Origin of the sequence: Tsukamurella sp. PLM1 (genome assembly GCF_023168325.1) — a bacterium.
GTDB lineage: Bacteria > Actinomycetota > Actinomycetes > Mycobacteriales > Mycobacteriaceae > Tsukamurella.
Genome location: NZ_AP025688.1, coordinates 3,162,959 through 3,185,144 on the forward strand (window position 1 = coordinate 3,162,959; position 22,186 = coordinate 3,185,144).

The following is a 22,186-nucleotide window of genomic DNA, read 5'->3' on the forward strand; positions in this document are numbered from 1 at the left end:
CGACGGCGTGACCACCGAGACGGAGAACACCGATCGCGTCTTCCTCGCGCTCGCCAATCCTGTTCGCCGCGAACTGCTCCGGATACTCGCCGCGGGTCCGCTCGCCGCGGGCGAGCTCAGCGAGCGGTTCACCCTGAGCCGCCCCGCCGTGGCGGAGCACCTCAAGGTGTTGCGCGATGCGGGGCTCGTCGCCGACTCCCCGGCCGGCCGTCGCCGGATCTACCGGCTCACGGCCGAACCTCTGGCCGACCTCGGCGAGTGGTTGCACCCGTTCGAGAAGTTCTGGCGCGCACGACTGTCCGCGCTCGCCGTGGTCGCAGAGGAGTTGTGAATGGCCGTCATCACCCTGGATCAGTTCGTCGCCGCGCCGCCCGCCACCGTGTGGCGGGCGCTCACGGAACCCGAGCTGGTGGCCCGCTGGTGGGCCGCGGGCGACATCGGGCCCGGGGTGGGCCACGAGTTCACCCTGGACATGCCGGGATTCGGCCCGCAGCCGTGCCGTGTCCTCGAATCGACAGCCCCGGAACGCTTCGTCTACACCTTCACGACCGAGTGGACGCTGGCCTGGACGTTGCGCGCCGAAGGGCGCGGCACGCGTCTTCCTGGAGCACAGCGGGTTCGATCTGGACGACAAGCGCATGGCAGCCGCCTTCGACCGCATGAGCCCGGGCTGGCGCGACGTGGTCCTGCCACGCCTCGCGGACACCGCCGCCGGGCTCTGACTTCGCACGGATCTGCCATGATCGGCTCGTGACCGAGCGCACCGTCCTCGCCGACCCCGTCAACGCCGCCCTCTCGGGCCCGCACGCGCGGTTCCGGCTGTCCGCGGGCAGGATCCAGCGGTACCACCCGGACGTCTCCGTGTTCTACGGACACCCGCGCGAGCTCACCGGCGAGGATTACGCCGACGTCGCCCGCCTGGCCGGCGCGGACCGGATCGTGCTGCTGCGCGACCGCGCGACGCCGCTCCCCGCGGGGTGGACCGTGGTCGAGACGATCGGCCTCGTGCAGTACGACGGCAGCACGGTGGAGACCGCGCCCGAGCCGGAGGCCGTGCGCCTCACCGCCGCCGACGTTCCCGAGATGACCGCCCTCGTCGAGCGGACGAAGCCCGGGCCGTTCCTGCCGCGCACCGTCGAACTGGGCACGTACCTGGGCATCCGGGATGCCGACGGGGCTCTCATCGCCATGGCCGAGGAGCGCATGCACCCGCAGGGGTGGACCGAGATCAGCGCAGTGTGCACCGCGCCCGAGGCCCGGGGGCGGGGCCTCGCGTCCCGGCTGATCCGCGCGGTCGCCCACGGCATCCGCGAGCGCGGCGACCTCCCGTTCCTGCACACCTCCGACGACAACCCGGCACAGCGGCTCTACGACGCCATGGGGTTCCACCACACCAGCACGGTTCCGCTCGAGGTGATCCGCGTCTCGCCGGGCAGCGATCCGAGCGCTGAATTGATAGGATGATTCGGCCGCGCACCCGCGGCACGAGCTCCGTGTATCTACCTGGCACGACCCTCCGGGCACCCAAGGCGGCACGTCGAAACGATGGCGGCCGCAGCGCCGCGGAAAGGCCCTACGACGGTGACCGCCACCATGCCCCACGAGACGCACCCTCGTAAATCCTCCTCCCCGCACCGACTCTGCTCTCGGTCGCGGGGCGCAACTACTTCCCGGTGGCCTTCGTCGCACGACTCCCGTTCGCCATGATGGTGGTCGGCGTGCTCACCCTGGTGGTGGCCGGCCGTGATTCGTTGGCCTTCGGCGGCCTGAGCTCCGCGATGGTCGGAATCGGCTCGGCACTCGTTGGTCCGCTCGTCGGCGCCGCGGCGGACCGGTTCGGCCAGCGCCGCGCGGTGCTCGTGGCCGGGATCGCGAACAGCCTCGCGCTGCTGCTCATGACGTGGGTCGTGTTCAGCCCGCTGCCCGGCTGGGCCGTGCTCGCCTCGGCCGCGCTGGTCGGCGCGAGCGCACCGCAGGTGGGTCCGATGTCGCGCAGCCGCCTGGTCACCATGATCACCACGAAGCTGCCCGAGGGCCGCCGGGTGCGCACCCTACTGTCGGTCATGGCCTACGAATCGGCCGCCGACGAGATGATCTTCGTCTTCGGGCCCGTCATCGTCGGCCTGCTGGCGACCACGATGTCGCCCGCCGCCCCGATGATCGGCGCGGCGGTACTCACCGCGCTCTTCGTCTCGGCCTTCGCCCTGCACCCCAGCGGGCGCACCACCGAGCGGCACGGCGACGGCACCGTCGTCCAGGCGCCGGCGCGCGAGCTGGCGAATCCCCTGCTGTTCACCGTGATCGTCGGCGTCTTCGGCATGGGCCTGTTCTTCGGCTCGACCCTCACCGGCCTCACCGCCTTCATGCGCGACTCGGGCAACACGGAATCGGCCGGCCTGTTCTACGGCGTCATGGGCGTCGGCTCGGCCGCCCTCGCCCTGGGCTCGGCACTGCTGCCCGAGCGGTTCAGCATCGCCGCGCGGTGGGTGAGCTTCGCGACGGTGCTCGTGTTCGGCGCCGTCCTGATCGCCGCCGCGCCGTCTCTGCCGGTGCTCATCGCCGGCCTCGCGATCGCCGGCATCGGCGTGGGGCCGACGCTGGTGACCGAGTTCAGCCTCGGTGCCGAGCGCAGCCCGCTCGGCCGTTCCGCCACCGTCATGACGATCCTGGGCAGCGGCTTGATCCTGGGCCAGTCGCTGGCGTCCGCCGTGAACGGCGCGCTGGCCGAGAGCGCCGGCACCGCGGTCGCGCAGTGCGCACCGCTGGTCGCCGCCCTCGTCGTGCTGGGCGCCGGTGTCGCGAACGCCGTGCTCTCCCGGCGTCAGTCGGCGACGGCCTCGGCGGGGACGCCCGCCGGACCGGGGACCAGCCCGGCCCCTTCGCCACGTAGCCCCAGCGCTCAAGCCAGCCGCGGGCGGCGCGCACGTCCCGCCAGATCGCGGCGTACTCGTGGGTGGCCACCTTCAGCGGATTGTGGGTATCGATGTTCTTCGTCAGCCCGAACCGCACCCGCGCTCCCTCGGGCTCGAACGTCCCGAACAGCCGGTCCCACACGATGAGGATCCCACCGTAGTTGCGGTCCAGGTACTCGGCGTTGGAACCGTGGTGCACGCGGTGGTGCGACGGCGTGTTCATCACGAACTCGACGGGACGCCACAGCGTCCCGACCCGCTCGGTGTGGATGAAGAACTGGTAGAGCAGGCTCACCGACTGTTGCAGCAGGATCATCCACGGCGGGATGCCGATGAGCGCCAACGGGATCCAGTACGGCAGCGCGGTGAACGGGGTCCAGGTCTGCCGCAGCGCGGTGGACAGGTTGTAGTACCGGCTCGAGTGGTGCACCACGTGGCTCGCCCACAGCACCCGGATCGTGTGATGCGTGCGGTGGTACCAGTAATAGGCCAGATCGTCAGCCACGAACAGCAGCACCCAGGTGAGCGGGTTCGTGGCCGGGAGGTGCACGGGTGCCATGAGGTACGCACCCGCCAGGGCCGCGAGCACCACGAGCTTCCAGCCCAGGTTGATGATCACGTTCCCGATGCCCATCGTGAGGCTCGTGCGGGAGTCGCGCAGGTCGTAGCCCAGTTCGTCGTCGTCCGGGAGGAACCGGAACGAGAGGTACTCGAGCACGAGGCAGAGCACGAACACCGGGATGGCGGCTTGGATGAGGTCGAACACGGTGGTACCCGGTCTTTCTACGGATTCGTGACGGCGTCGGACGCGAGGCCGTCCAGGGTGGCGACGATGCCGCCGAGCAGGGCGGAGGTCAGGTCGTGGGCGGCGTCGCCGTCACCGTCGGCGATGTGCCGGGCGAGATCGAGGTGCGCCTGCCGGTCCAGCAGCTCACCGTCGAGCCCGAGCGACCGGAAGACCTGTTCCCCCACGCCCCGCATGCCGGCGAGGAGCGTGTTGAGGGCGAGCCGGTAGGCGAGGTTGCCGGCGCCGTCGATGACGGCGGTCCAGAACGCCGTGTCGGCGGCGAACCCGCCGTCCGGATAGCCCTGCGCCAGCTCGGAAACAGCGGTTCGCTGGGCATCGGACGCGCGCTCGGCGCACAGGCGCGCGGCGTCGGCCGCGACGATGCGCCGCATCTGCGTGACGTCGCGGAGCAACAGGAGCGGCGGAACCACACCCGCCGCGGCCACCGCGCTGAGCACGTCGAGGCCGGCGCTCTCGCGCCAGTTGAGCACACGGGTCTTCCCGCCCTGCGCGATGTGCACGAGGCCGGCCTGACGCACGCCCTTGAGCGCCTCGCGGACGGCGTGCCGGTTCACGCCGAAGCGCTCGGCGAGGTCACGCTCGCCCGGCAACGCGTCGCCCGGCGCGAGCCGCCCGGACAGGATCTCGTCGACGATGCGCGCGAGCACCTCGTCCGAGACCGAGGTCCTGGCGATGGGGGTGATGTCCATGGCGAGCAGCATGGCACGGCAGACCCCTCTGGTCAACTGGTTGGACCAGATGTGTGACCTGCACTCACGCTGCCAGCAGCGCTACGCTCCGAGGCGTGACCACGACCAGTGCCGGGCTCCTGCTGTACCGCCGCCGCCCCGGCGGCGCCGTCGAGGTGCTGCTCGGGCACATGGGCGGCCCCTTCTGGAGCCGCAAGGACGCCCACGCCTGGTCGATCCCGAAGGGCCTGTACACCGACGAGGAACCGCTGGTCGCCGCGGAGCGCGAGTTCGCGGAGGAGCTGGGCTCCCCGCGCCTCCCGGCCCGACGGTGCCACTCGGCTCCGTCCGGCAGTCCGGCGGGAAGACGGTCGCGGTCTTCGCCCGCGAGGGCGACTTCGACGCGACGGCGATCCACTCCAACGAGTTCGAGCTCGAGTGGCCGCGCGGTTCGGGCCGGATGCTGAGCTTCCCCGAGATCGACCGTGCCGGCTGGTTCGGCCCCGAGGAGGCTGCGGAGAAGCTGGTGAAGGCGCAGTCGCCGTTCCTCGACCGGCTGCGGGAACACCTGTCCGGAGTGTGAGCACCCGTGCGCGTCGCGCTGCGCGTCCGACACCGGATTCCGGCGCCGATCCGCTGACGGGCCGGAGCGTCAGTTGCGGTAGTCCTCGACGGTGCTCGCCGACCGGGTGGCGGCGCCGTCGGGGTTCTCGCCGAACTCGCGCTTGGCCCGGCGCTGGCGCAGCAGGTCCCACGCCTGGTCCAACTGGGTCTCGAGCACCCGCAACCGCGCGTGCTCATCGCTCTCGCTGATCTCGCCGGCGCCGAGCCGCTCCCGGAGCGAGCGCTCCTCCGCGATCAGGGCGTCGATGCGGTCGTGGATGGCGTCGTCTGTCATGGTTCGATCCTGCCACCGATCGGGTTCGGCGGTGGGAGACAATCATCGGGTGCGCAACGGACCCGTCTCCCGCCTGCTGAACCCGCCGCCCGGCCACGCACTGGGCAGGTTCGCGTTCGTCATGGCCACCGGGATCGTGGCCACGCTGCTGCACTCCGTCGGCGCGACGCGACCCGCGGACGTCCTCTTCGGCATCGCCGCGGCCGCGTTCCTCGCGCTGACGGGCGCGGCACTCGTGCGCGTGCACACCCCGTCGACCATCCGGGCCGAGATCGCCGCCGCCCGGTTCACGGCGCTGACGGTGCCCGCCGGCGCGTCGGTGCTGGCGGGGTACCTCGCGCTCCGCGGCGCGACGGTGCCGGCAGCGGCCGTCGCGGCGGTGGCGCTCGCGACGTGGCTCGCGCTCGGCTACCTGGTACCGGCGCAACGGGTGATCGACAACAGCACCGCCGCCTCGCCCGACCCGTTGGGCGGCGCCGACGGCACCTGGTTCCTGTGGGGCGTCGCGACGCAGTCCGTCGCCGTGGTCGCGGGGCTGTTGGCCCCGCTCGCGCCCGGACACGGACTGAACACCGTCGCCACCCTGTGGTGGGGGCTGGGACTCGCGCAGCTCGTGCTCGTCGCCGCACTGGTCGCGGCGCGAATGATGCTCTCGCCGCTACCGCCCGGCCACGAGGTGGCGCCGTACTGGGTGTTCTTCGGCTCGGCCGCGATCTCGATCCTGGCGGGTTCGGAGTTGGCCGCGCTGCCCGCCGATCAGCGGATCATCGCACCGGAGTTCGTGCTCGCGGTCTGCCTGTGCCTGTGGGCGTTCGCCACCTGGCTGGCACCCCTGCTGCTGGCGCTCACCGTCTGGCAGTGGCGCCGATCTCCGGCGTGCCGCTCTTCCGCCTCGCGCTGTGGTCGATCGTGTTCCCGATCGGCATGTACGGGCAGGCCACGCTCCGGCTCGGCGAAGCCGCGGAGTTGAACTGGATGGCCTCCGTCGGCCGCGCCGACGCGTGGGTCGCCCCGGTGGTGTGGACCGCGGTGGCGGCGGCGATGCTCGCGTCCGCGCGGGCTACTCGCCCGTCTTCTCCTTGAGCAGGAGCGTCACGGCCTCGGTGAGCTGGCTGACCTGCTCGCGTAGTTCGCGGATCTCCTCATCGCGGCGATCGCCCTCGGCGTCGGGATCCTTCGGCTTCTTCGCGCCGGCCTTCTTCGTCGCGCCCGCGCCCTTGTGCGGCGTCGCCTTGGACTTCGCGGACTTGCCGGACTTGGGCTTGTCGCCCTTGCCGGGGGCGGCACCGTCGGCTTCCTGACCGGCGCCCTCCTTGATGCCCGTGACCACCGTCTGCGCGACGTCGGCGGGCGCGCGGAGCAGATCGGCCAGGAGGCTCGAGCTGCGCGGCGAGCTCTGCGCCTGCCGCCGCAGCACCTGGGCGAGCACCTCGTCGGTGCGGTCGGTGCCCACCTCGTGGTCGCGGACCAGCACGCGCACACCGGAATCGAGCAGCGCGGCGATCTCGTCGAGCGTGGTGAAGCGGCGCCGGACCGAGTCGTACAGCTTCCGGTTGGAGTACCGCTTAATCAGATACGGTTCGTCGTCGGTCATGACCCCTCCTCGTAGGGTGACGCTGTTGTCGAGCCTACTTCTCGCCCGCTCAACGCAGAATCACCCGAGACGCGCCGCGTGGCGCTTCCCGGGTGAGCCGCGAGTGACAGTGTGGAGATGAACTCCGGTCACTTGGCCTTGGTGACCTTCGAGAGCTTCTTCACCTGGTCGTTGAGGGCCTCGGTCTGCTTGCGCAGCAGCTTGACGTCCTTCTTGGCGATCTTCTGCGCGCCCTTGCGAGCCTTCTTCTCACCCTCCGACGCGGTCTCGATCAGGTTGTCGACGAGGTCCTTGGTGTTGCCCACGACGCCCGACAGGAAGTTGCTGATCGACGGCTCGGTGATCGCCTTGTTCTTCTTCTTGGTGTCAGCCATGATGTGCTCCTCTTTCATTTCGTTGTTACGCGTTTGCGTAAGAAAGACATTATGCGCCGCGTAATCATTACGCAATGCGTTGTGACCTAAATCACATCCTAATGCGTGAGATGCTCCACCATCAGCACCTGGAGCTCGCCCACCAGGAAGCCAAGAATCGCGCCGACCATGATCAACGTGCGCTCGTCGGCCTGGAAGGCCGGCCGCAGCACGCTCTCGAACTCCTCCGGCGTCATGGCCGCCATCTTCTCCGCCATGATCGGCTGGATCTCCATGACGCGGGTCAGGTAGTCCTCGGCGCCGGTGAGCAGGTCCGGCAGCACCGCGACCAGATCGGAGGCCACGGCGTTGCACATCGGCGTGACCCGCGCAAGGTCCAGTCCGAGGCCGCTGACGCCGCGCGCCGGGCCGTTGAGCACTTCCGACACCACCGAAAGCAGGCTCGAGACGGGCAGTTCGCCCGTATCCGACCGGAGGACGCCCAATCCCGGCAGGTCGGCGATCCCGAGTTCCTTGAGGATCGGCAGCGAGTCCAGGTCGAGGCCCGTGAAGGTCTCCAGGTCGCCCAGGTGATCACGCAGGGCGTCCTCGACCACGTCGGCGACCACCGTCACCACTTGCTGCGACTTCGGGCCGTGAACACGCCGCGCATCAGCCGGTCCGAGGTGAGCACCCGCGTCGCGATGAGGGTGCCGTACTCCTGTGAGACCGGAATGCGGTGCTTGAGGAACAGCCCCTGCCAGGTGATCACGCCCAGGTAGCGCTTCGGCTCCTTGGGGTTGAAGATCAGCCGCAGCGCCGCCCAGTCGGTGAACCAGCCCGTGAACAGGCCGAACAGCGGCATCACGTAAGGATTGCGGAACAGCGCCCACACCGCGAGCTGCACCAGGCCGATGCAGAAGCCGAAGACCAGCCCGCTGCGCCGGATGAACGCGAACTCGCGACGCCCCACGTCCAGGAACATCGATTCCAGTGTGTCCGGGTCCGCGAGGAACTCGGCCGTCACCATCTCCTGCAGGTCGAAGAGGTCGTCGATGTTCTCGGCGATGGCCTCGGTGATCCGCACCACCACGTCGGGCGACGCGTCCTGCACCCGTTCGACCACCAGGTCCTGCGCGACCGGCGGGAGCAGGTGCCACAGGGTGGGCTGGTACTCGGGCATGATTTCGCGCACGATCCGCCCCACCTCGGCGCGCACCGGGCGTTCGATCAGGGCCGCGACCTCGGCACCGTCGATCTTCTCGGCGATCTCCCGAGCCGTCACCAACCTGCCCGTGATCGTCTCGCAGAGCACCTCCACCATCTGCGGTGCGCGGCGCGGGATGATGCCCTGCCACCCGAGCTTGCCGATTCCCTGAACCTCTGCGGCCGGAACATCATCCGGATGGCCACCAGCTTGGTTCCCCAGCCGATGAGCGCGGCGATGATCGGCATGGAGACGTACACCGGCCAGTTCCGACTGAGATCGGCGACGATCTCGGACCAGGACTGCATGCGGCGACGACCTCCGTACGTTCGACAAGTGCCTCGTATTGTGGGCCGGGAACGGGCCCGCGCGTGGGCGAATGGCCCGGTGCGGTTCGTCCAATCGGGCCGCGACCACGACGCCCGTGCCGTTCACGAACCGTTCGGGGTACGCGCCGCGTTCGCGTTCCGCCGCGGGGGCCTGACGGTGCGCCTGGATGGCGCCGGCGCGCGGCACAGGTCTTCGACGACGCCCTCTCCCTTGTGCACGTTGTCGAACACCGACAGTGCGAACGGCGCCGTGCCCGCTGGGCGGGGCGGCGCCGAAATCTTCATCGTCGCGGCAGTCGTGGACCCTAGTCGGGTGACTGTCGCGCTCGCTCACCGTCGAGAAGGAGCACCGTGCAAACGGCGTCTGTTGCGGAATCCAGGCCGTCGAGAGCGCGCAGGCTGGGCGTACTGGCGATATCGTTGATCACGGCGAGAACAGCTTGAACCCGAATACGTGCTTGCTCCTCATCGGGGGCGGCGCCCGCCTGAAGGACGATCCGAGTCCACTCCGCGATGTAGCTGCGCTGCGTCGCACGGATTCGCGCTCTCTCTTCTGGAGGGAGTTGATCGGTCTCGGTGTTGAGTAAGCGGATGAGGTCACTGTTCTCGAGCGCGAAGGTGCGGTAGCCCGCTACCAGGTGCTCCAGTGCATCAGCCGCGCTCGCGGAGCGGCGGAACGTCCGGTGCATGTCGGCTAGGAGCATTTCATTCCCGCGGTCCATCGCGAGGATGAGGATCTCCGACTTCGTATCGAAATGGTTGTAGACACTCGGGCCGGCGATCCCCACGGCAGCGCCGATGTCGTCGATCGACACGTCGGCATAGCCACGGTCGGCGAACAACCCGGTGGCAGCGGCGACGATCGCCTCTCGGCGCGATGGCGCCCAAGCGCTCGCCTCGTCCCCGGCCTTGAGTTCGCGTCGCTCCAGCGAGGGCAGCGAAACCTCGACGGCCGCGCGTAGGAGCTCGGCGAGCAGGTCCGGCGGCACCTCGACGGAGTGGAAGGACACGCTGGTCGCAACGCCGAGCAGTGCAGCGGTCAGAAACCGGACCTGCTGCGACGACAACTCCGGCCGGCGCCGTGCGAGCTCTGCGGCAATCACTGCGGTGATCGACTGAATCTGGGACCTGATCGTCCGATTGGCGGACGTCGAAAGGTGCCGTACCTCCCTGTGCCAGAGCACCCCGACAGCTCGATGCTCGAGCTGTGACGCGGCCGGGCGACGATGAGATCGCCGGATCGATCCGAGGCGGCGTCGACGGCGCCCAGCACCGCCGCCAGATCGTCCGCGATCACGGCCTCCAAGAGGTCGTTCTTGTTACGGAAATGCCGATACAGCGAGGATGGTCCCACCGCGACCGCATCGGCGATGTCCTTCATCGACACATTGGAGTAGCCGCGATCGTGGAACAGCTCGGACGCCGCGGCCACCACGATCTCGCGACGGTTCGCCGGGCGTGTGCCGGGTGCAGGGGCGCTCACTGGAACCTCCTTGCCCTCTTCCTCGCGGAGCGAGGCGGGACGGCCCCCAGGGTAATCCACCCCCGAGCGGTGCCCCGGCCCCGCACCCGAGACGTCGCCTAGTTCACCGCGCGGCGAACCCCATGATGTTCTCCCTCACGATCGGCTCCCGGAACAACGCCCGCTGCGTCCTCGCTTCCGCTCGCAGCAATGACGAGATGGTCCCGGAGGTGGCTTCATCGACCAGCGCGCGCGTTGCGATCGCGGCGGCGGGTGCCCTCGCGATCCGCGCGGCCAGCGCGTGTGCCTCGGCGAGCAGGTCCGCATCGGGAACGCACCGCCACAGAAGGCCCCATCGTTCCGCGGTTTCAGCGGTGATCCGCTCGCCGGTCAAGCTCATCCCGAGGGCGCGGGCACGCCCCACCAGACGTGGTAGGAGCCACGTCGCTCCCGCATCGGGGACGATGCCGAGGGCCGCGACCTGCGGGACCAGGAAGTACGCCGATTCCGCCGCGATGACGACATCGGCGGACAACGCCAAGCCCAGACCGCCGCCGACGCACGGCCCGTTGACCGCTGCGACGACCGGTACGGGCGAGTGGAGGATCGTCTCGCAGAGAGGATTCAGATTCGTGTGCATGAGTTGCTCGACGTGCTTGCCGAGATCGTCGATGGTGGTGTCCAGATCGACCAGGTCGAGTCCACTGCAGAACCCGCGGCCACGCCCCGTGAGCACCACCGCGGTGACCGAGTCGGACGTCGCTGCCCGTTCGAACGCCGCGCGCAGCTCGTCCATCGACTCCGTCGTGAGCGCGTTGAGGCGCTCGGGCCGATCGAGGATGATCGTCGCGATGCCGTCGGCGGTGTCCACCGTGACCATCAGATGGTGAACCCTCCGCCACAGACGAGGGTCTGCGCGCTGACGTAGTCGGACTCGGGAATGCACAGGAGATAGACCGCACCGGCGGCCTCCGCGGGTGTCCCGCCCCGGCCGAGCGGGATCATCTGCTCCATGGTCGTGAGCAGGTCCGGATTCACCCCGACCTTGATCTCGTTGCCCGCCACGTCGATCGTCCCACCGCTGCCTGCCGGCGCCTCGGTCAGGCGCGTCTTGATCAGGCCGAACGCGACGGTGTTCACGGTGACGTTGTAGCGCCCCCATTCCTTGGCGAGCGTCTTGGTCAGGCCCGTCACACCGGCCTTCGCCGCGGCGTAGTTCGCCTGCCCCGCGTTCCCTCCCAGCCCCGCGATGGATGAGACGTTGACGACCTTCCGGCACGGCACCGGTTCGCCGGCGGCGCGGGCGCGCTTGACCTGTTCCGCGATGATCGGTTGCGCGGCGCGCAGGATGCGGAACGGCGCGGTGAGATGCACGTCCACAATGGCGTCCCACTGTTCGTCGGTCATCTTCTGGATGACCGAATCCCAGGTGTAGCCGGCGTTGTTGACCACGATGTCCAGACCGCCGAATTCGTCGACCGCCGCGCCCACGAAGCCCTCGGCGAACCCGGCAGCGGTCACGCTGCCGGGAACGGCGACCGCCCGGGCGCCGACGGCCTCGATGGCGGCGACCGTCTCGGCCGCTGGGTCGGGGTCGAGATCGTTCACCACGATCGAGGCGCCGTCAGCGGCGAGCTTGAGCGCGATCTCACGACCGATTCCGCGGCCCGATCCAGTGATGAGGGCGACTTTGCCGTCGAGCTTTCCCATGTCTATTCGTCCTTTCCGAAGGCGACCACCGCGTGGCCGGTGAGGGTGACGGTGCCGTCTGCCAGGGTGACTGCGAGGTCGAGTTGCGCACGGCGTTCGCCGTCGACCGCCTCGATCGCCGCGATCGTCCCCGAGGCAGTGGCCCGGGCCGCAACTGGGGTGATCGCACCGAAGCGCACATCGAAGGTGCGGATGGATTCGACGGGGAACCACGCCGTGAGCAGCCGTCCGAGGTACGCCATCGAGAGCATCCCGTGCGCGAAGACGTCGTCGCTGCCTGCCGACCTGGCGAAGTCGATGTCGATGTGAATCGGGTTGTGATCGCCCGACGCGCCGGCGAACAGCGCGAGCGTGGTTCGAGTGATCGGGGTGATGTCGAGGGCGGGCAGGTCGGTGCCCGCGCTGATCTGTTCCAGCCGCATCATCGTGCCACCTCCGGGTTGCGGACGACGATCACGGACGTCAGGTCCGCAACGTTCTCCCCGTTCGCGCGCGTAATGGACGTCTGCTTGACGATGAACTCGAGCGCGCCGCCCTTCTTCGTGTAGACGTCGGCGATGCTCGGGTGCGCCGTGAGAACGTCACCCGCGTGGGCGACCGAGTGGTACTCGAAACGTTGCTCGCCGTGCAGAACGCGCCGAAGATCGACGCCGATGGCGGCGAGCCAGTCGAACGGTTCGGGTTGTTCGAGTTCGATGGCGAACAGGAAGGTCGGGGGCACGGGGAGGCTGGGATGCCCTGCAGCTCGCGCGGTGGCCAGGTCGGTGAAGACGGGATCGGTCTCGCCGATGGCTTTGGCGAACAGCCGCAGCCTGCCGGGGTCGATCGTCAGTTCCGTGGACGGCAACCGGGTGCCGACCACGTCGGGAGCGATGGTCATCGGACTCCGTTCTCCTTCTGGTAGAGGGTGACGACGGCTGCACCGCCGAGACCGATGTTGTGCTGGAGGGCGACCGCCGCGCCCTCGACCTGACGAGGGCCAGCTGTGCCGCGGAGCTGCCAGACCAGTTCGGCGCACTGCGCCAACCCTGTCGCGCCGAGCGGATGCCCCTTCGACAGGAGCCCACCGGAGGGGTTGGTGACGACGCGCCCCCCATAGGTGTTGTCGCCATCGGCGATGAACTTCTCGGCGGTGCCCTCGTCAGTCAGTCCCAACGCCTCGTACGCGAGCACCTCGTTCGTGGTGAAGCAGTCGTGAAGTTCAACGACGTCGACGTCTCGAGGGCCTACGCCCGCTGCTTCGTAGACCTGCCGTGCGGCCTCTCTGCTCATGTCGTAGCCGACGATCTTCATCATCGAACCTTCGCCGAAGGTCGAGTCCGTGTCGGTCGTCATGGCCTGTGCCGCAACGACGACTCCGCTGTTCAACGAGTGCTTGCGCGCGTACTCCTCACTCACGAGTACCGCGGCTGCGGCGCCGCACGTCGGTGGGCAGCACTGCAACCGGGTCAGTGGACCGTAGATCTGCGGCGACGCAAGAACCTCCTCGGCGGTCACCGGGTCCCGGAACACTGCGTTGGGGTTGTTGGCCGCATGCCGGCGAGCCTTGACCGCAACCTCGGCGAACAGAGCCGGATCGACTCCGTACCGTTCGGCGTACTCCCGGCCGGCGCCGCCGAAGAACTGCGGGGCGAAGGGCGCATCGCTCTCGCCCTGAATCCCGTGTACGACTTCGTTGAACGCATCGAACGGCGACGGTCGATCCGCATACGTCATCGCGAGGGCCCCGCGCTGCATCTGCTCGAATCCCAGCGCCAGGACCACATCGGCGATCCCGTGCTCGATCGCCTGGCGCGCCAGGAACAGAGCCGACGACCCCGTCGAACAGTTGTTGTTGACATTGACGATCGGAATCCCATTGGTACCGACCCGATACAGGGCCGCCTGCCCGGCGGTGGAGTCGCCGTACACGTACCCGACGTAGGCCTGCTGGACCGTCCCGAAGTCGATTCCGGCATCGGCGAGAGCGGCCGTAACCGCCTGCTCTCCCATGACGTCGTACGTCGCGGAGTTCCGCGGCGTGGTGAACGGGATCATTCCCACACCGGCGACCATGACACGATGAGACATCGCTTCTCCTTAACTATTGGCGATTCACTTAGTAGAGCAGATCTCGATCGTTTTCGCTAGATTTTCGCAATCGAAGTGATGCTTGCACACTTGTACATCTTCACTTAATCTGATGAAGAGAGACGTCCATCACACTACGGAGGCACACCCGATGCCCACGATCGCTTCCACCCTTCGCGACACCGCGGCCCGCGTGCCGGATCGCATCGCCGTGTTGTTCGGCGACACCAGCTACTCCTATGCGGAACTCGACACCGTCGTCGACAAGGTCGCCGCAGAGCTGACGGCGCGCGGACTGAGGAAAGGAGACCGGATCGCACTGCTCGCACCGAGCTCCGACCGATTCATCGTGGCCTTCTACGCGGTACACCGCATCGGCGCCGTCTTCGTTCCGATCAATCCCGCGTCGTCGGCACCCGAGGTGGCGTACATCGTGCGCGACTCCGGTGCGCGGTTGCTGATCCACGACCCCGCCCTGGCCTCAGTGGTCAGCGCAGTGGTCGACGGGGGCCTGCCCGACGACGTGCAGGTCGTCGCACTCGGTCCGAACCCGGACCACGACGATCTGATCGCTGCCGCGGCTGTCCGAGAGCACACAGCCGTCGATGACGACGTAGCCGAGTCGGACGATGCCCAGATCCTGTACACCTCAGGAACCACAGGAAACCCCAAGGGAGCGTTGTTCGACCATCACCGGGCGATGTGGACGGCGGTCACGATGCTCGGCACCTGCGGCATCCGCGACGCGGACCGCATGTTGCACGTCGCGCCGCTCTACCATGCCGCCGAACTGTGCCTCATGCTGATACCCGGCACCCTGGTCGGCGCGACCCATGTCGTTCACGCCGGGTTCGACCCTGCCAAAGTGCTCGACGACCTGGAACAGCACAGGATCACGATGTTCTTCGGCGTCCCGACGATGTATCAGTTCCTCCTCCGGCAGCCCGATCTCCGTCGGCGGGACCTGTCCGCATGGCGCACAGGCATGTTCGGCGCGGCACCGATGCCGCCAAGCGCTGTCGAAGAGCTCGTCGCGACCCTTCCCGGTGTCGACCTGATCCAGCTGTGCGGCCAGACCGAGGCTGGGCCGAGCGGCATCTTCTGCGACAGTGCCCAGGTCCGCAGCCGGCCCGACGCGAGCGGCCGCCAGGGGATGATGGGCATGGAGTGCCGCCTCGTCGATATCGACGGAGAACCTGTCGCCCCCGGGGGAGTCGGCGAGTTGCTGCTGCGCGGCGAGACCGTCATGAAGCGATACTGGGGCAAGCCCCAGGCGACTGCGGACACGATCGTGGACGGGTGGCTTCACACCGGTGACGTCTGCCGCCTCGACGCGGACGGGTACATGACCATCGTGGACCGGCTCAAAGACATGATCATCACGGGCGGCCGCAACGTCTATTCGGTCGAGGTCGAAGGTGCGATCGCGGCGCACCCGGACGTCGTGGACGCCGCGGTCGTCGGTCGACCGCATCACGAGTACGGCGAGAGCATCGTCGCTATCGTCACCGTTGCAGACGGCAGGACGCTCACACTGAACGCGCTCGAGGAGTTCCTCGCCCCCGGATCGCGCGCTACAAGATTCCGCACGAGCTGGTCGTCGCCACCGCGATCCCTCGCAACCCGTCCGGCAAGATCCTCAAGCGCCAGCTGCGGGACACGCTGCTGAGCGATCCGTCGCGATCTCGATAACACCGCGCACGCCGGCGCACCACGCCGATGACAGCAGCAGAGACCCCCTCCGGATCGGAGGGGGTTTCTCGATTGTGGGCCTGACAGGGGCTGGCAGTACATGTACCGCCAGGCACTGCCAGACGTCCAGGGATTCCTGGCAACCTATTCGAGTCGGCTGCCGTAGGTGAGCGAGGGCGAAATCCGTGGATCCACGAGGTGCGCGGACAGTGCGCCAGGGTTCGACCGAGGTATCCCGAAGGTCGGCGTCGTCAGCATTTCATAGCAACCGCGTGGGACCGCAGGGCCTCGCTCATCTTGCTCAGTTGCACCGTACGCGTGACCATTTCATCACGTGCACCCACGAAGAACGGACGAATACCAATGGCAGGCAACCAATCCAGCACACACTCGGATGGAGCTTGACCCGGTTTCCCGGACACCTGATCTGTAGCGTTGCTGCTGCAGGAGAGGAGTCCATGTCATGCCGAAGCCGCATCCTGAGGAGTTCCGCCGCCGCGCGGTTGATCTGACCCGTGAGCCGGGGGCGTCTGTCATCCAGATCGCGAAGGATCTCGGGATCTCCGAGTCGTGTCTGCGCAGGTGGATGAGCATCGACGATGTCGATGCCGGCCGCAAGGAAGGCCTGTCCACCACGGAGCGGGCGGAGCTCGCCCAGCTGCGCCGCGATAAGAAGCGCACGGAGCAGGAGGTGGAGATCCTCAAGCGCGCGTCGGCGTACTTCGCGCGGGAGGACATCCTCCCAAAATGATGTTCTCGCTGGTCCACGAACTGGCCGCAGACGGTTTCGACGTCGCGGTGGCTTGCGAGGCGCTCAGGGTGTCGCGGTCCGGCTTCTACGAGTGGCGCGACCGGCCGGCCTCGGCCCGGGACGAATCTGATGCACACCTGGCGGACACGATCCTCGATGTCCATGCCCGGTCGCGGGGGTGTTACGGCTCTCCGCGGGTGCACGCAGACCTGCGCTTGGCCGGTGGTGAGAAGGTCGGGCGTAAGCGGGTCGCCCGGCTGATGCGACTGCTGGGCATCAGTGGGATCGGAGGGTCACGGAAAATGAAGCGGCACAAGCGTGCTGCCGCTGTCTTCGAAGATCTGGTGCAGCGGCAGTTCACCGCCGACGCACCGGATGAGCTGTGGTGCACGGACGTCACCGAGCATCCCACCAGGGCTGGGAAGATCTACTGCTGCGGCGTCCTCGACACCTTTTCCCGCCGCCTGGTCGGTTTGTCGATCGCCGATCACATGCGCACCGAGCTGGTCGTCGACGCCCTGCAGTACGCCCTGTGGCGACGGCAACCCGACGGTGAGACGATTGTCCACTCCGATCGTGGAAGTCAGTTCACCTCATGGGTTTTCGGTGATCGTCTGCGCCGAGCGGGGCTCCTCGGGTCGATGGGTAGGGTCGCCTCATCGGTGGACAACACCATGATGGAATCATTCTGGTCGACCATGCAGCGCGAGCTCCTCGACACCGAAGAGTGGGACTCGCCCGAGCAACTCGCGTCGGCGATCTTCGAATGGGTCGAAGCCTGGTACAACCCACGCCGGCGGCACTCGAGCATCGGCTACCTCTCGCCGATCGACTTCGAGAACGAGTACCACGAGGCCCTCCACGGTCTCTCAGGCGTAGCCTGACTCCTGTCACACCAACTGTCCGGGAAACCGGGTCAAGCTCCGATCTTTTCGACTTGACCGGAAAGTACGCATTCGTCACCGGCGGCACCAAGGGTATAGGGATGATGATCGCGCGCGGCCTCCTGCAGGCGGGCGCCCGCGTCGTCGTCAGCTCGCGCACGGCAGACGCGTGCGCGGAGGCACAGCGTCTGCTATCCGAATTCGGCGACGTTCAAGCAATCCCCGCAGACCTGTCCAGGTACGACGAATGTCAGCGCCTCGCCGATCTAGTCACGGCAGACTCGGAACGCCTGGACATCCTCGTCAATAACGCGGGAGTGATGTGGCGCGAGCCGCTAGAGACGTTCCCCGCCGAGGCGTGGGACACGGTGATCGATCTCAACCTCAAGTCGCCGTTCTGGCTGGTACAGGCATTGCTGCCCGCACTGCGCCGGACGGGCACCGCCGATGATCCCGCGCGGATCATCAACATCGGCAGTATTGCCGGGGGCATCCACGTCGCCCAGGCGCCCAACTACTCGTACGCCAGTAGCAAGGCGGCAATCCATCAACTCACCAGGGTGCTTGCCAGGGAGCTGGGTCCACAGCACGTCACGGTGAATGCGGTAGCCCCAGGAGTGTTCCCGTCGCAGATGATGGCGGCCACGATTGACGCCATCGGCGACACAATCGCGGAGAAGACCCCGCTGCGCCGGATCGGCCGTGACGACGACATGGCGGGTATCGCCGTGTTCCTCGCTAGCCGGGCCGGGTCGTACGTGACGGGCACCATCATCCCCATCGACGGCGGGATCGCCACGACCGCAACAGGAACCTAGCGTCGGCACGGGGATTGCCGGGTGGGCCGACGGCACCGACGGTTCAGCGCCCCGACTACTGGAAATGGCTTGTGGAGTTCGGTGGGTGCTTCACACCTCGGTCGCCAGGCTCTCCTGGCAAGCCGCCCACGACGCCAATAGCCCCAGACCGTCCGCGGTCGTCGTTCCAGCGGGCGCGGTGTAGATCGTCAAGAGCAGGCCCGGTTCAGCGGTCAACTCCATCGACTCGACGTCCAAGTCGAGCTGGCCGACTACCGGATGGTGCAGCCGTTTGCGTCCGGGCCTATGGCGCCGAACGTCCTGAGATGACCAGCGCTGTCGAAACAGCTCACTGCGCGTTGATAACTCACCGACTAGGGCGATCAGCTCCTCATCGTGCGGGTTGCGACCGACTGCCATGCGTAGCTTTGCGGCCACATCACGCGCAACTAGGTCGTAGTCTACGAAGAACTCCTTCGCCGCCTCGGGATCTAGATACACGAACCGCGCGGTGTTCGCGGGCCGTCGCGTGTCAGCCAACATCGGCGAATACAACGCGCGGGCAGTGTGGTTCATGGCCAACACGTCGTAGCGGGCGTTGCAAATCCATGCCGGTGCATCGGTGATGGCGTCGAGTACCTGAAGAAGCGCCGGACGCAGCGCCACGACGGGGATGGGTACGTGGTCCACGGGGTGTTCTGGAGCGCCGGGCAAGACGGAACAAGTGATCGCGCTCTGCTTCGTCAAGTTGCAGCGCAGAGCCCAACGCGTCGAGCACCCCGTCGGAGGCGCCGGAGAGTCCCCCACGTTCCATGCTCGCGTAGTAATCGACCGATACCCCTGCCAGTAGCGCTACCTCTTCGCGGCGCAGACCTTTGACCCGGCGGTTGCCACCGTAGACAGGCAGTCCGGCACGTTCCGGCGTGATCCGCGCGCGCCGCGACCTCAGGAATTCCTTGATCTCAGTGCGCAGATCGGTCGTGGCCACCCCTTCACCCTAGGCCCTGTCCCCATGCGAAGGGAGGTACCGCTGGTATCCCAGAGCGCGTTGAGACCCGACTCGGAGGTGTACGAGCTCCTGGAACCACGGTAGGTGCGCGGCAGGACTGGCTCGCCGTCCTCCATGGCGCACACGTGCTCGTGATCGTCCCAGCCGATTCCCCGACGGCCAGGCGCTCCCGCTTCTGTCACGCCCGTAGTTCAGTGACGGCACCACACGCGGACGTCGCTCCCGGGTCTACGACAACGGTCTGGCGCAGATCGCGGCGACACTTCCCGGTCATCCGGAGCGCGCGCTCTAGCCGCGCCTCACCCTCCCTTGGCCGCTTGCCGGCCACTTCGCTTGCCGGCCACTTCGCTTGCCGGCCACTTCGCGGTTCTGGATACGACGAAACCCAGGTCAGATACTTACTCTGACCTGGGCTTTCGTTGTGGAGCTAAGGGGACTCGAACCCTGACCCCCACACTGCCAGTGTGGTGCGCTACCAGCTGCGCCATAGCCCCGTATCACGTTGTTCACCTGCGGTTTCCCGCCCGGAGAACATTACAGGAGACAGCTCGCACGCGCCAAATCGGCTGGTCAGGGCCGAATCAGCCGAGGATCGGGGCCAGCCAGTCGCCCTGGACCGTGATCAGCTCGCCGTTGTGCACCACAGTCGGCGTGCCGGTGGCGCCGATCGACTGCATCAGTGTGCTCGCCGATCCGGCGTTCTGCGCGGACTCCACGGTGAACTTACCCTCGGTGATCGCGGTGGTGGTGTCGGCGGGGAGCTCGGCGCCCTTGGCCTTGGCGCCCTCACCCAGGATGCGGGCAAGGTCGGCGTTGGAGTGGTCGGTCGAGCCGCCCTCCTCGGGCTGGTTCGCGAACAGCGCGGTGTGGGCGCCCAGCCACGCCTTCTGCTTCTGCTCGTCGGGCAGCGACGACTTGGCGATGGCCAGCAGCGCACCGCCGGCGCGGTCGGAGAAGTCGCCCGACGCGCTCTGCCGGTTCAGGAACGACACCAGGTGGTAGCGCACCTTGATCTTGCCGTCCTCGATGCCCTTGGTGATCTGCTCGCCATAGGTGCGCTCCATGGTGCCGCAGGCGGGGCACATCGGATCCTCGAAGAAGTCCAGCGTGTTCGGCGCGTCGGACCGGCCCAGCACGAACGCCGGCGTCGCGTCGTTCAACTTCGTCGTCACCTGATCGGCGGGCGTTCCCTCCTTCTTGCTCATCAGCAGCACGCCGCCGATGACGACCACGATGACCACGATGACGGCGATGCCGCCCAGCACGTAGGTCATGGTGTTGGACTGCTTCACGGGAACGTACTTGGCGCTCTTACCCTTGCTCACGCGGACCACAATAGCGGGAACCGGCAGATCCCCAGGTCAGAGGGCGTGACGGTTGCGCTCAGCCGCCCAGAACACCGTCGACGAGGGCCTTGGCCTCCGCCTGTACCCGCGCGAGATGCTCGGCCCCCTTGAACGACTCGGCGTAGATCTTGTACACGTCCTCGGTGCCCGACGGCCGCGCGGCGAACCACGAGCTCTCGGTCGTCACCTTGAGCCCGCCGATCGGCGCGCCGTTGCCCGGCGCGCGCGTGAGCTTGGCGGTGATGGGCTCCCCCGCCAGCTCGTCGGCGGTCACCTGCTCGGGCGAGAGCTTGGCCAGGACGGCCTTCTGCTCGCGCCCGGCGGGCGCGTCGGTGCGGGCGTAGGCGGGCACGCCGTACTCGGCGCCGAGGACGGCGAAGTGCTGCGACGGCGTCTTGCCGGTCACAGCCAGGATCTCCGAGGCCAGCAGCGCCAGGATGATGCCGTCCTTGTCGGTGGTCCACACCGACCCGTCGTGCCGCAGGAACGACGCGCCGGCCGACTCCTCGCCGCCGAAACCCACGCTGCCGTCCAGCAGGCCGGGCACGAACCATTTGAACCCGACGGGGACCTCCAGCAACTTCCGGCCCTGCTCGGCCACCACCCGGTCGATCATCGACGAGCTCACGAGGGTCTTGCCCACCGCGGCGTCGTCGCGCCAGCCGTTCCGCGACGCGAACAGGTAGTCGATCGCGACGGCGAGGAAGTGGTTCGGGTTCATCAGCCCGCCGTCGGGGGTGACGATGCCGTGCCGGTCGGAGTCCGCGTCGTTGCCGGTCGCGATGTCGTACTGGTCCTTGTTCGCGATGAGCGATGCCATCGCGTTCGGGGAGCTGCAGTCCATCCGGATCTTGCCGTCGGTGTCCAGCGTCATGAACGCGAACTGGGGGTCCACCGTCGGATTGACCACGGTGAGGTCGAGGTTGTACCGGTCGCCGATGGCGCCCCAGTAGCCGACGGCCGCGCCGCCCAACGGATCCGCGCCGATGCGCACGCCCGCGTCGCGGATCTTGTCCAGGTGCAGCACCGACGGCAGGTCTCCCACGTACGAGTCGAGGAAGTCGAAGCGCTGCACGGAGTCCGACGCCAGCGCCTGCGCCGGGATGCGCCGCACGTCGCGCAGGCCGCCCTCGAGGATCTCGTTGGCCCGTGCCGCGATCACGCTCGTCGCGTCGGTATCCGCGGGGCCGCCGGTGGGCGGGTTGTACTTGAAGCCGCCGTCCGCCGGTGGGTTGTGCGACGGGGTGACCACGATCCCGTCGGCCTCCACACCGGAGTGCGCCCGATTGAAGGTGAGGATCGCGTGACTCAGCGCCGGGGTCGGCGTGTACCGGTCGTCGTGGTCGATGAGCGTCTCGACGCCGTTGGCGGCCAGTACCTCGACGGCCGTCTCCCACGCGGGCCGGACAGCAGGTGGGTGTCCTTGGCCAGGTACAGCGGCCCCGCACGCCCTGGGACGCGCGGTACTCGACGATGGCCTGCGTGGTGGCGGCGATGTGGTTCTCGTTGAAGCTGCCGTTCAGCGAGGTGCCCCGATGACCCGACGTGCCGAACGCGACCCGCTGGTCCGGGTCATCGGGGTCGGGGACGGTCGAATAGTACGCCGCGCGAACGGCTTCCACATCGATCAGGTCCTCGGGGAGGGCCGGTTGGCCGGCGCGCGCATGAGCCATGTTGACGTTCACCTCATCTACTC

22 protein-coding genes, 1 tRNA gene and 6 pseudogenes are annotated in these 22,186 nt (G+C 67.9%); 11 read left to right on the plus strand and 18 right to left on the minus strand.

Annotation, left to right across the window (positions count from 1 at the left end; genetic code table 11):
- Positions 1-7 precede the first annotated feature (7 nt).
- The 4 genes and pseudogenes from MTP03_RS16215 to MTP03_RS16230 all read left to right on the plus strand — a co-directional run bounded on the left by MTP03_RS16215 (position 8) and on the right by MTP03_RS16230 (position 3,059).
- Complete coding sequence (locus tag MTP03_RS16215) at positions 8-331, plus strand: helix-turn-helix transcriptional regulator (RefSeq protein ID WP_248489113.1); 324 nt, start codon at positions 8-10, stop codon at positions 329-331.
- A pseudogene (locus tag MTP03_RS16220) lies at positions 332-722 on the plus strand (SRPBCC domain-containing protein).
- 28 nt (positions 723-750) lie between these two features.
- A complete protein-coding gene (locus MTP03_RS16225) occupies positions 751-1,464 on the plus strand; it encodes a GNAT family N-acetyltransferase (RefSeq protein ID WP_248489114.1) in 714 nt (237 codons plus the stop codon).
- Positions 1,465-1,673: 209 nt separating this feature from the next.
- Positions 1,674-3,059 carry an MFS transporter gene (locus MTP03_RS16230; RefSeq protein ID WP_248489115.1) on the plus strand — a complete coding sequence of 462 codons (1,386 nt, stop codon included), beginning with the start codon at positions 1,674-1,676 and terminating at the stop codon, positions 3,057-3,059.
- Between the two features lie 31 nt (positions 3,060-3,090).
- On the opposite strand, the pseudogene MTP03_RS16235 reads toward MTP03_RS16230, so the two are convergent.
- A pseudogene (locus tag MTP03_RS16235) lies at positions 3,091-3,546 on the minus strand (sterol desaturase family protein); the annotation flags it as partial.
- 149 nt (positions 3,547-3,695) lie between these two features.
- Entirely contained in the window at positions 3,696-4,409 is a 714-nt protein-coding gene (locus tag MTP03_RS16240) for a FadR/GntR family transcriptional regulator (RefSeq protein ID WP_248489116.1), read from the minus strand.
- 95 nt (positions 4,410-4,504) lie between these two features.
- Between MTP03_RS16240 and MTP03_RS16245 the strand changes: the two are divergent.
- Positions 4,505-4,971, plus strand: a pseudogene (locus MTP03_RS16245) (NUDIX domain-containing protein).
- A 69-nt stretch (positions 4,972-5,040) separates the two neighbouring features.
- On the opposite strand, the gene MTP03_RS16250 reads toward MTP03_RS16245, so the two are convergent.
- Positions 5,041-5,286 (minus strand): DUF2630 family protein, encoded by a 246-nt coding sequence (locus MTP03_RS16250; protein ID WP_248489117.1) that lies wholly within the window; start codon positions 5,284-5,286, stop codon positions 5,041-5,043.
- 49 nt (positions 5,287-5,335) lie between these two features.
- Between MTP03_RS16250 and MTP03_RS16255 the strand changes: the two genes are divergently transcribed.
- Positions 5,336-6,256 (plus strand): hypothetical protein, encoded by a 921-nt coding sequence (locus MTP03_RS16255; RefSeq protein WP_248489118.1) that lies wholly within the window; start codon positions 5,336-5,338, stop codon positions 6,254-6,256.
- Positions 6,211-6,369, plus strand: a complete 159-nt coding sequence (locus MTP03_RS23950; protein WP_371820786.1) for a hypothetical protein — start codon at positions 6,211-6,213, stop codon at positions 6,367-6,369. The genes MTP03_RS16255 and MTP03_RS23950 overlap by 46 nt, the downstream gene beginning before the upstream one ends.
- Here MTP03_RS23950 and MTP03_RS16260 read toward each other — a convergent pair.
- From MTP03_RS16260 to MTP03_RS16310, 11 genes and pseudogenes are all read right to left on the minus strand, one after another.
- Positions 6,347-6,880 carry a polyhydroxyalkanoate synthesis regulator DNA-binding domain-containing protein gene (locus tag MTP03_RS16260; protein WP_248489119.1) on the minus strand — a complete coding sequence of 178 codons (534 nt, stop codon included), beginning with the start codon at positions 6,878-6,880 and terminating at the stop codon, positions 6,347-6,349. The two genes, MTP03_RS23950 and MTP03_RS16260, sit on opposite strands and share 23 nt — an antisense overlap.
- Before the next feature lie 128 nt (positions 6,881-7,008).
- Positions 7,009-7,254: a hypothetical protein gene (locus tag MTP03_RS16265; RefSeq protein ID WP_248489120.1), complete on the minus strand. Its 246-nt coding sequence runs from the start codon at positions 7,252-7,254 to the stop codon at positions 7,009-7,011.
- A 98-nt stretch (positions 7,255-7,352) separates the two neighbouring features.
- Positions 7,353-7,490, minus strand: a pseudogene (locus tag MTP03_RS23955) (DUF445 domain-containing protein); the annotation flags it as partial.
- 374 nt (positions 7,491-7,864) lie between these two features.
- Positions 7,865-8,557: a DUF445 domain-containing protein gene (locus tag MTP03_RS16275; RefSeq protein WP_248489122.1), complete on the minus strand. Its 693-nt coding sequence runs from the start codon at positions 8,555-8,557 to the stop codon at positions 7,865-7,867.
- A 517-nt stretch (positions 8,558-9,074) separates the two neighbouring features.
- Positions 9,075-9,872: a TetR/AcrR family transcriptional regulator gene (locus MTP03_RS16280; RefSeq protein WP_248489123.1), complete on the minus strand. Its 798-nt coding sequence runs from the start codon at positions 9,870-9,872 to the stop codon at positions 9,075-9,077.
- A complete protein-coding gene (locus MTP03_RS16285; RefSeq protein WP_248489124.1) occupies positions 9,869-10,252 on the minus strand; it encodes a TetR/AcrR family transcriptional regulator in 384 nt (127 codons plus the stop codon). The genes MTP03_RS16280 and MTP03_RS16285 overlap by 4 nt, the downstream gene beginning before the upstream one ends.
- A 103-nt stretch (positions 10,253-10,355) precedes the next feature.
- Positions 10,356-11,111, minus strand: coding sequence for an enoyl-CoA hydratase/isomerase family protein (locus tag MTP03_RS16290; RefSeq protein ID WP_248489125.1), 756 nt, complete (start codon positions 11,109-11,111; stop codon positions 10,356-10,358).
- Positions 11,111-11,941: an SDR family NAD(P)-dependent oxidoreductase gene (locus MTP03_RS16295; protein ID WP_248489126.1), complete on the minus strand. Its 831-nt coding sequence runs from the start codon at positions 11,939-11,941 to the stop codon at positions 11,111-11,113. Before MTP03_RS16295 ends, MTP03_RS16290 begins: the two co-directional genes overlap by 1 nt.
- A gap of 2 nt (positions 11,942-11,943) precedes the next feature.
- Entirely contained in the window at positions 11,944-12,366 is a 423-nt protein-coding gene (locus MTP03_RS16300; RefSeq protein ID WP_248489127.1) for a MaoC/PaaZ C-terminal domain-containing protein, read from the minus strand.
- Positions 12,363-12,821, minus strand: coding sequence for a MaoC family dehydratase N-terminal domain-containing protein (locus MTP03_RS16305; RefSeq protein WP_248489128.1), 459 nt, complete (start codon positions 12,819-12,821; stop codon positions 12,363-12,365). Before MTP03_RS16305 ends, MTP03_RS16300 begins: the two co-directional genes overlap by 4 nt.
- Positions 12,818-14,011, minus strand: a complete 1,194-nt coding sequence (locus tag MTP03_RS16310) for a lipid-transfer protein (protein WP_248489129.1) — start codon at positions 14,009-14,011, stop codon at positions 12,818-12,820. Before MTP03_RS16310 ends, MTP03_RS16305 begins: the two co-directional genes overlap by 4 nt.
- 82 nt (positions 14,012-14,093) lie before the next feature.
- Here MTP03_RS16310 and MTP03_RS16315 point away from each other — a divergent pair, with 82 nt between their 5' ends.
- The 4 genes from MTP03_RS16315 to MTP03_RS16330 all read left to right on the plus strand — a co-directional run bounded on the left by MTP03_RS16315 (position 14,094) and on the right by MTP03_RS16330 (position 18,156).
- The gene (locus MTP03_RS16315; RefSeq protein WP_248489130.1) at positions 14,094-15,680 is read left to right on the plus strand and encodes a class I adenylate-forming enzyme family protein; all 1,587 of its coding nucleotides are present in this window, start codon (positions 14,094-14,096) and stop codon (positions 15,678-15,680) included.
- 486 nt (positions 15,681-16,166) lie between these two features.
- Positions 16,167-16,454 carry a transposase gene (locus MTP03_RS16320; protein WP_248489131.1) on the plus strand — a complete coding sequence of 96 codons (288 nt, stop codon included), beginning with the start codon at positions 16,167-16,169 and terminating at the stop codon, positions 16,452-16,454.
- Positions 16,451-17,338: an IS3 family transposase gene (locus tag MTP03_RS16325; RefSeq protein WP_248489132.1), complete on the plus strand. Its 888-nt coding sequence runs from the start codon at positions 16,451-16,453 to the stop codon at positions 17,336-17,338. Before MTP03_RS16320 ends, MTP03_RS16325 begins: the two co-directional genes overlap by 4 nt.
- A complete protein-coding gene (locus MTP03_RS16330; RefSeq protein ID WP_248492253.1) occupies positions 17,335-18,156 on the plus strand; it encodes an SDR family oxidoreductase in 822 nt (273 codons plus the stop codon). The genes MTP03_RS16325 and MTP03_RS16330 overlap by 4 nt, the downstream gene beginning before the upstream one ends.
- 90 nt (positions 18,157-18,246) lie before the next feature.
- Here MTP03_RS16330 and MTP03_RS16335 read toward each other — a convergent pair.
- The 4 genes and pseudogenes from MTP03_RS16335 to pgm form a co-directional block, all read right to left on the minus strand.
- Positions 18,247-19,123: pseudogene (locus MTP03_RS16335) on the minus strand (helix-turn-helix transcriptional regulator).
- 443 nt (positions 19,124-19,566) lie between these two features.
- Positions 19,567-19,638 (minus strand) — tRNA-Ala (locus MTP03_RS16340).
- 87 nt (positions 19,639-19,725) lie between these two features.
- Positions 19,726-20,469, minus strand: a complete 744-nt coding sequence (locus tag MTP03_RS16345) for a thioredoxin domain-containing protein (protein WP_248489133.1) — start codon at positions 20,467-20,469, stop codon at positions 19,726-19,728.
- Positions 20,470-20,527: 58 nt separating this feature from the next.
- A pseudogene (gene pgm / locus MTP03_RS16350) lies at positions 20,528-22,163 on the minus strand (phosphoglucomutase (alpha-D-glucose-1,6-bisphosphate-dependent)).
- Between the last annotated feature and the right edge of the window lie 23 nt (positions 22,164-22,186).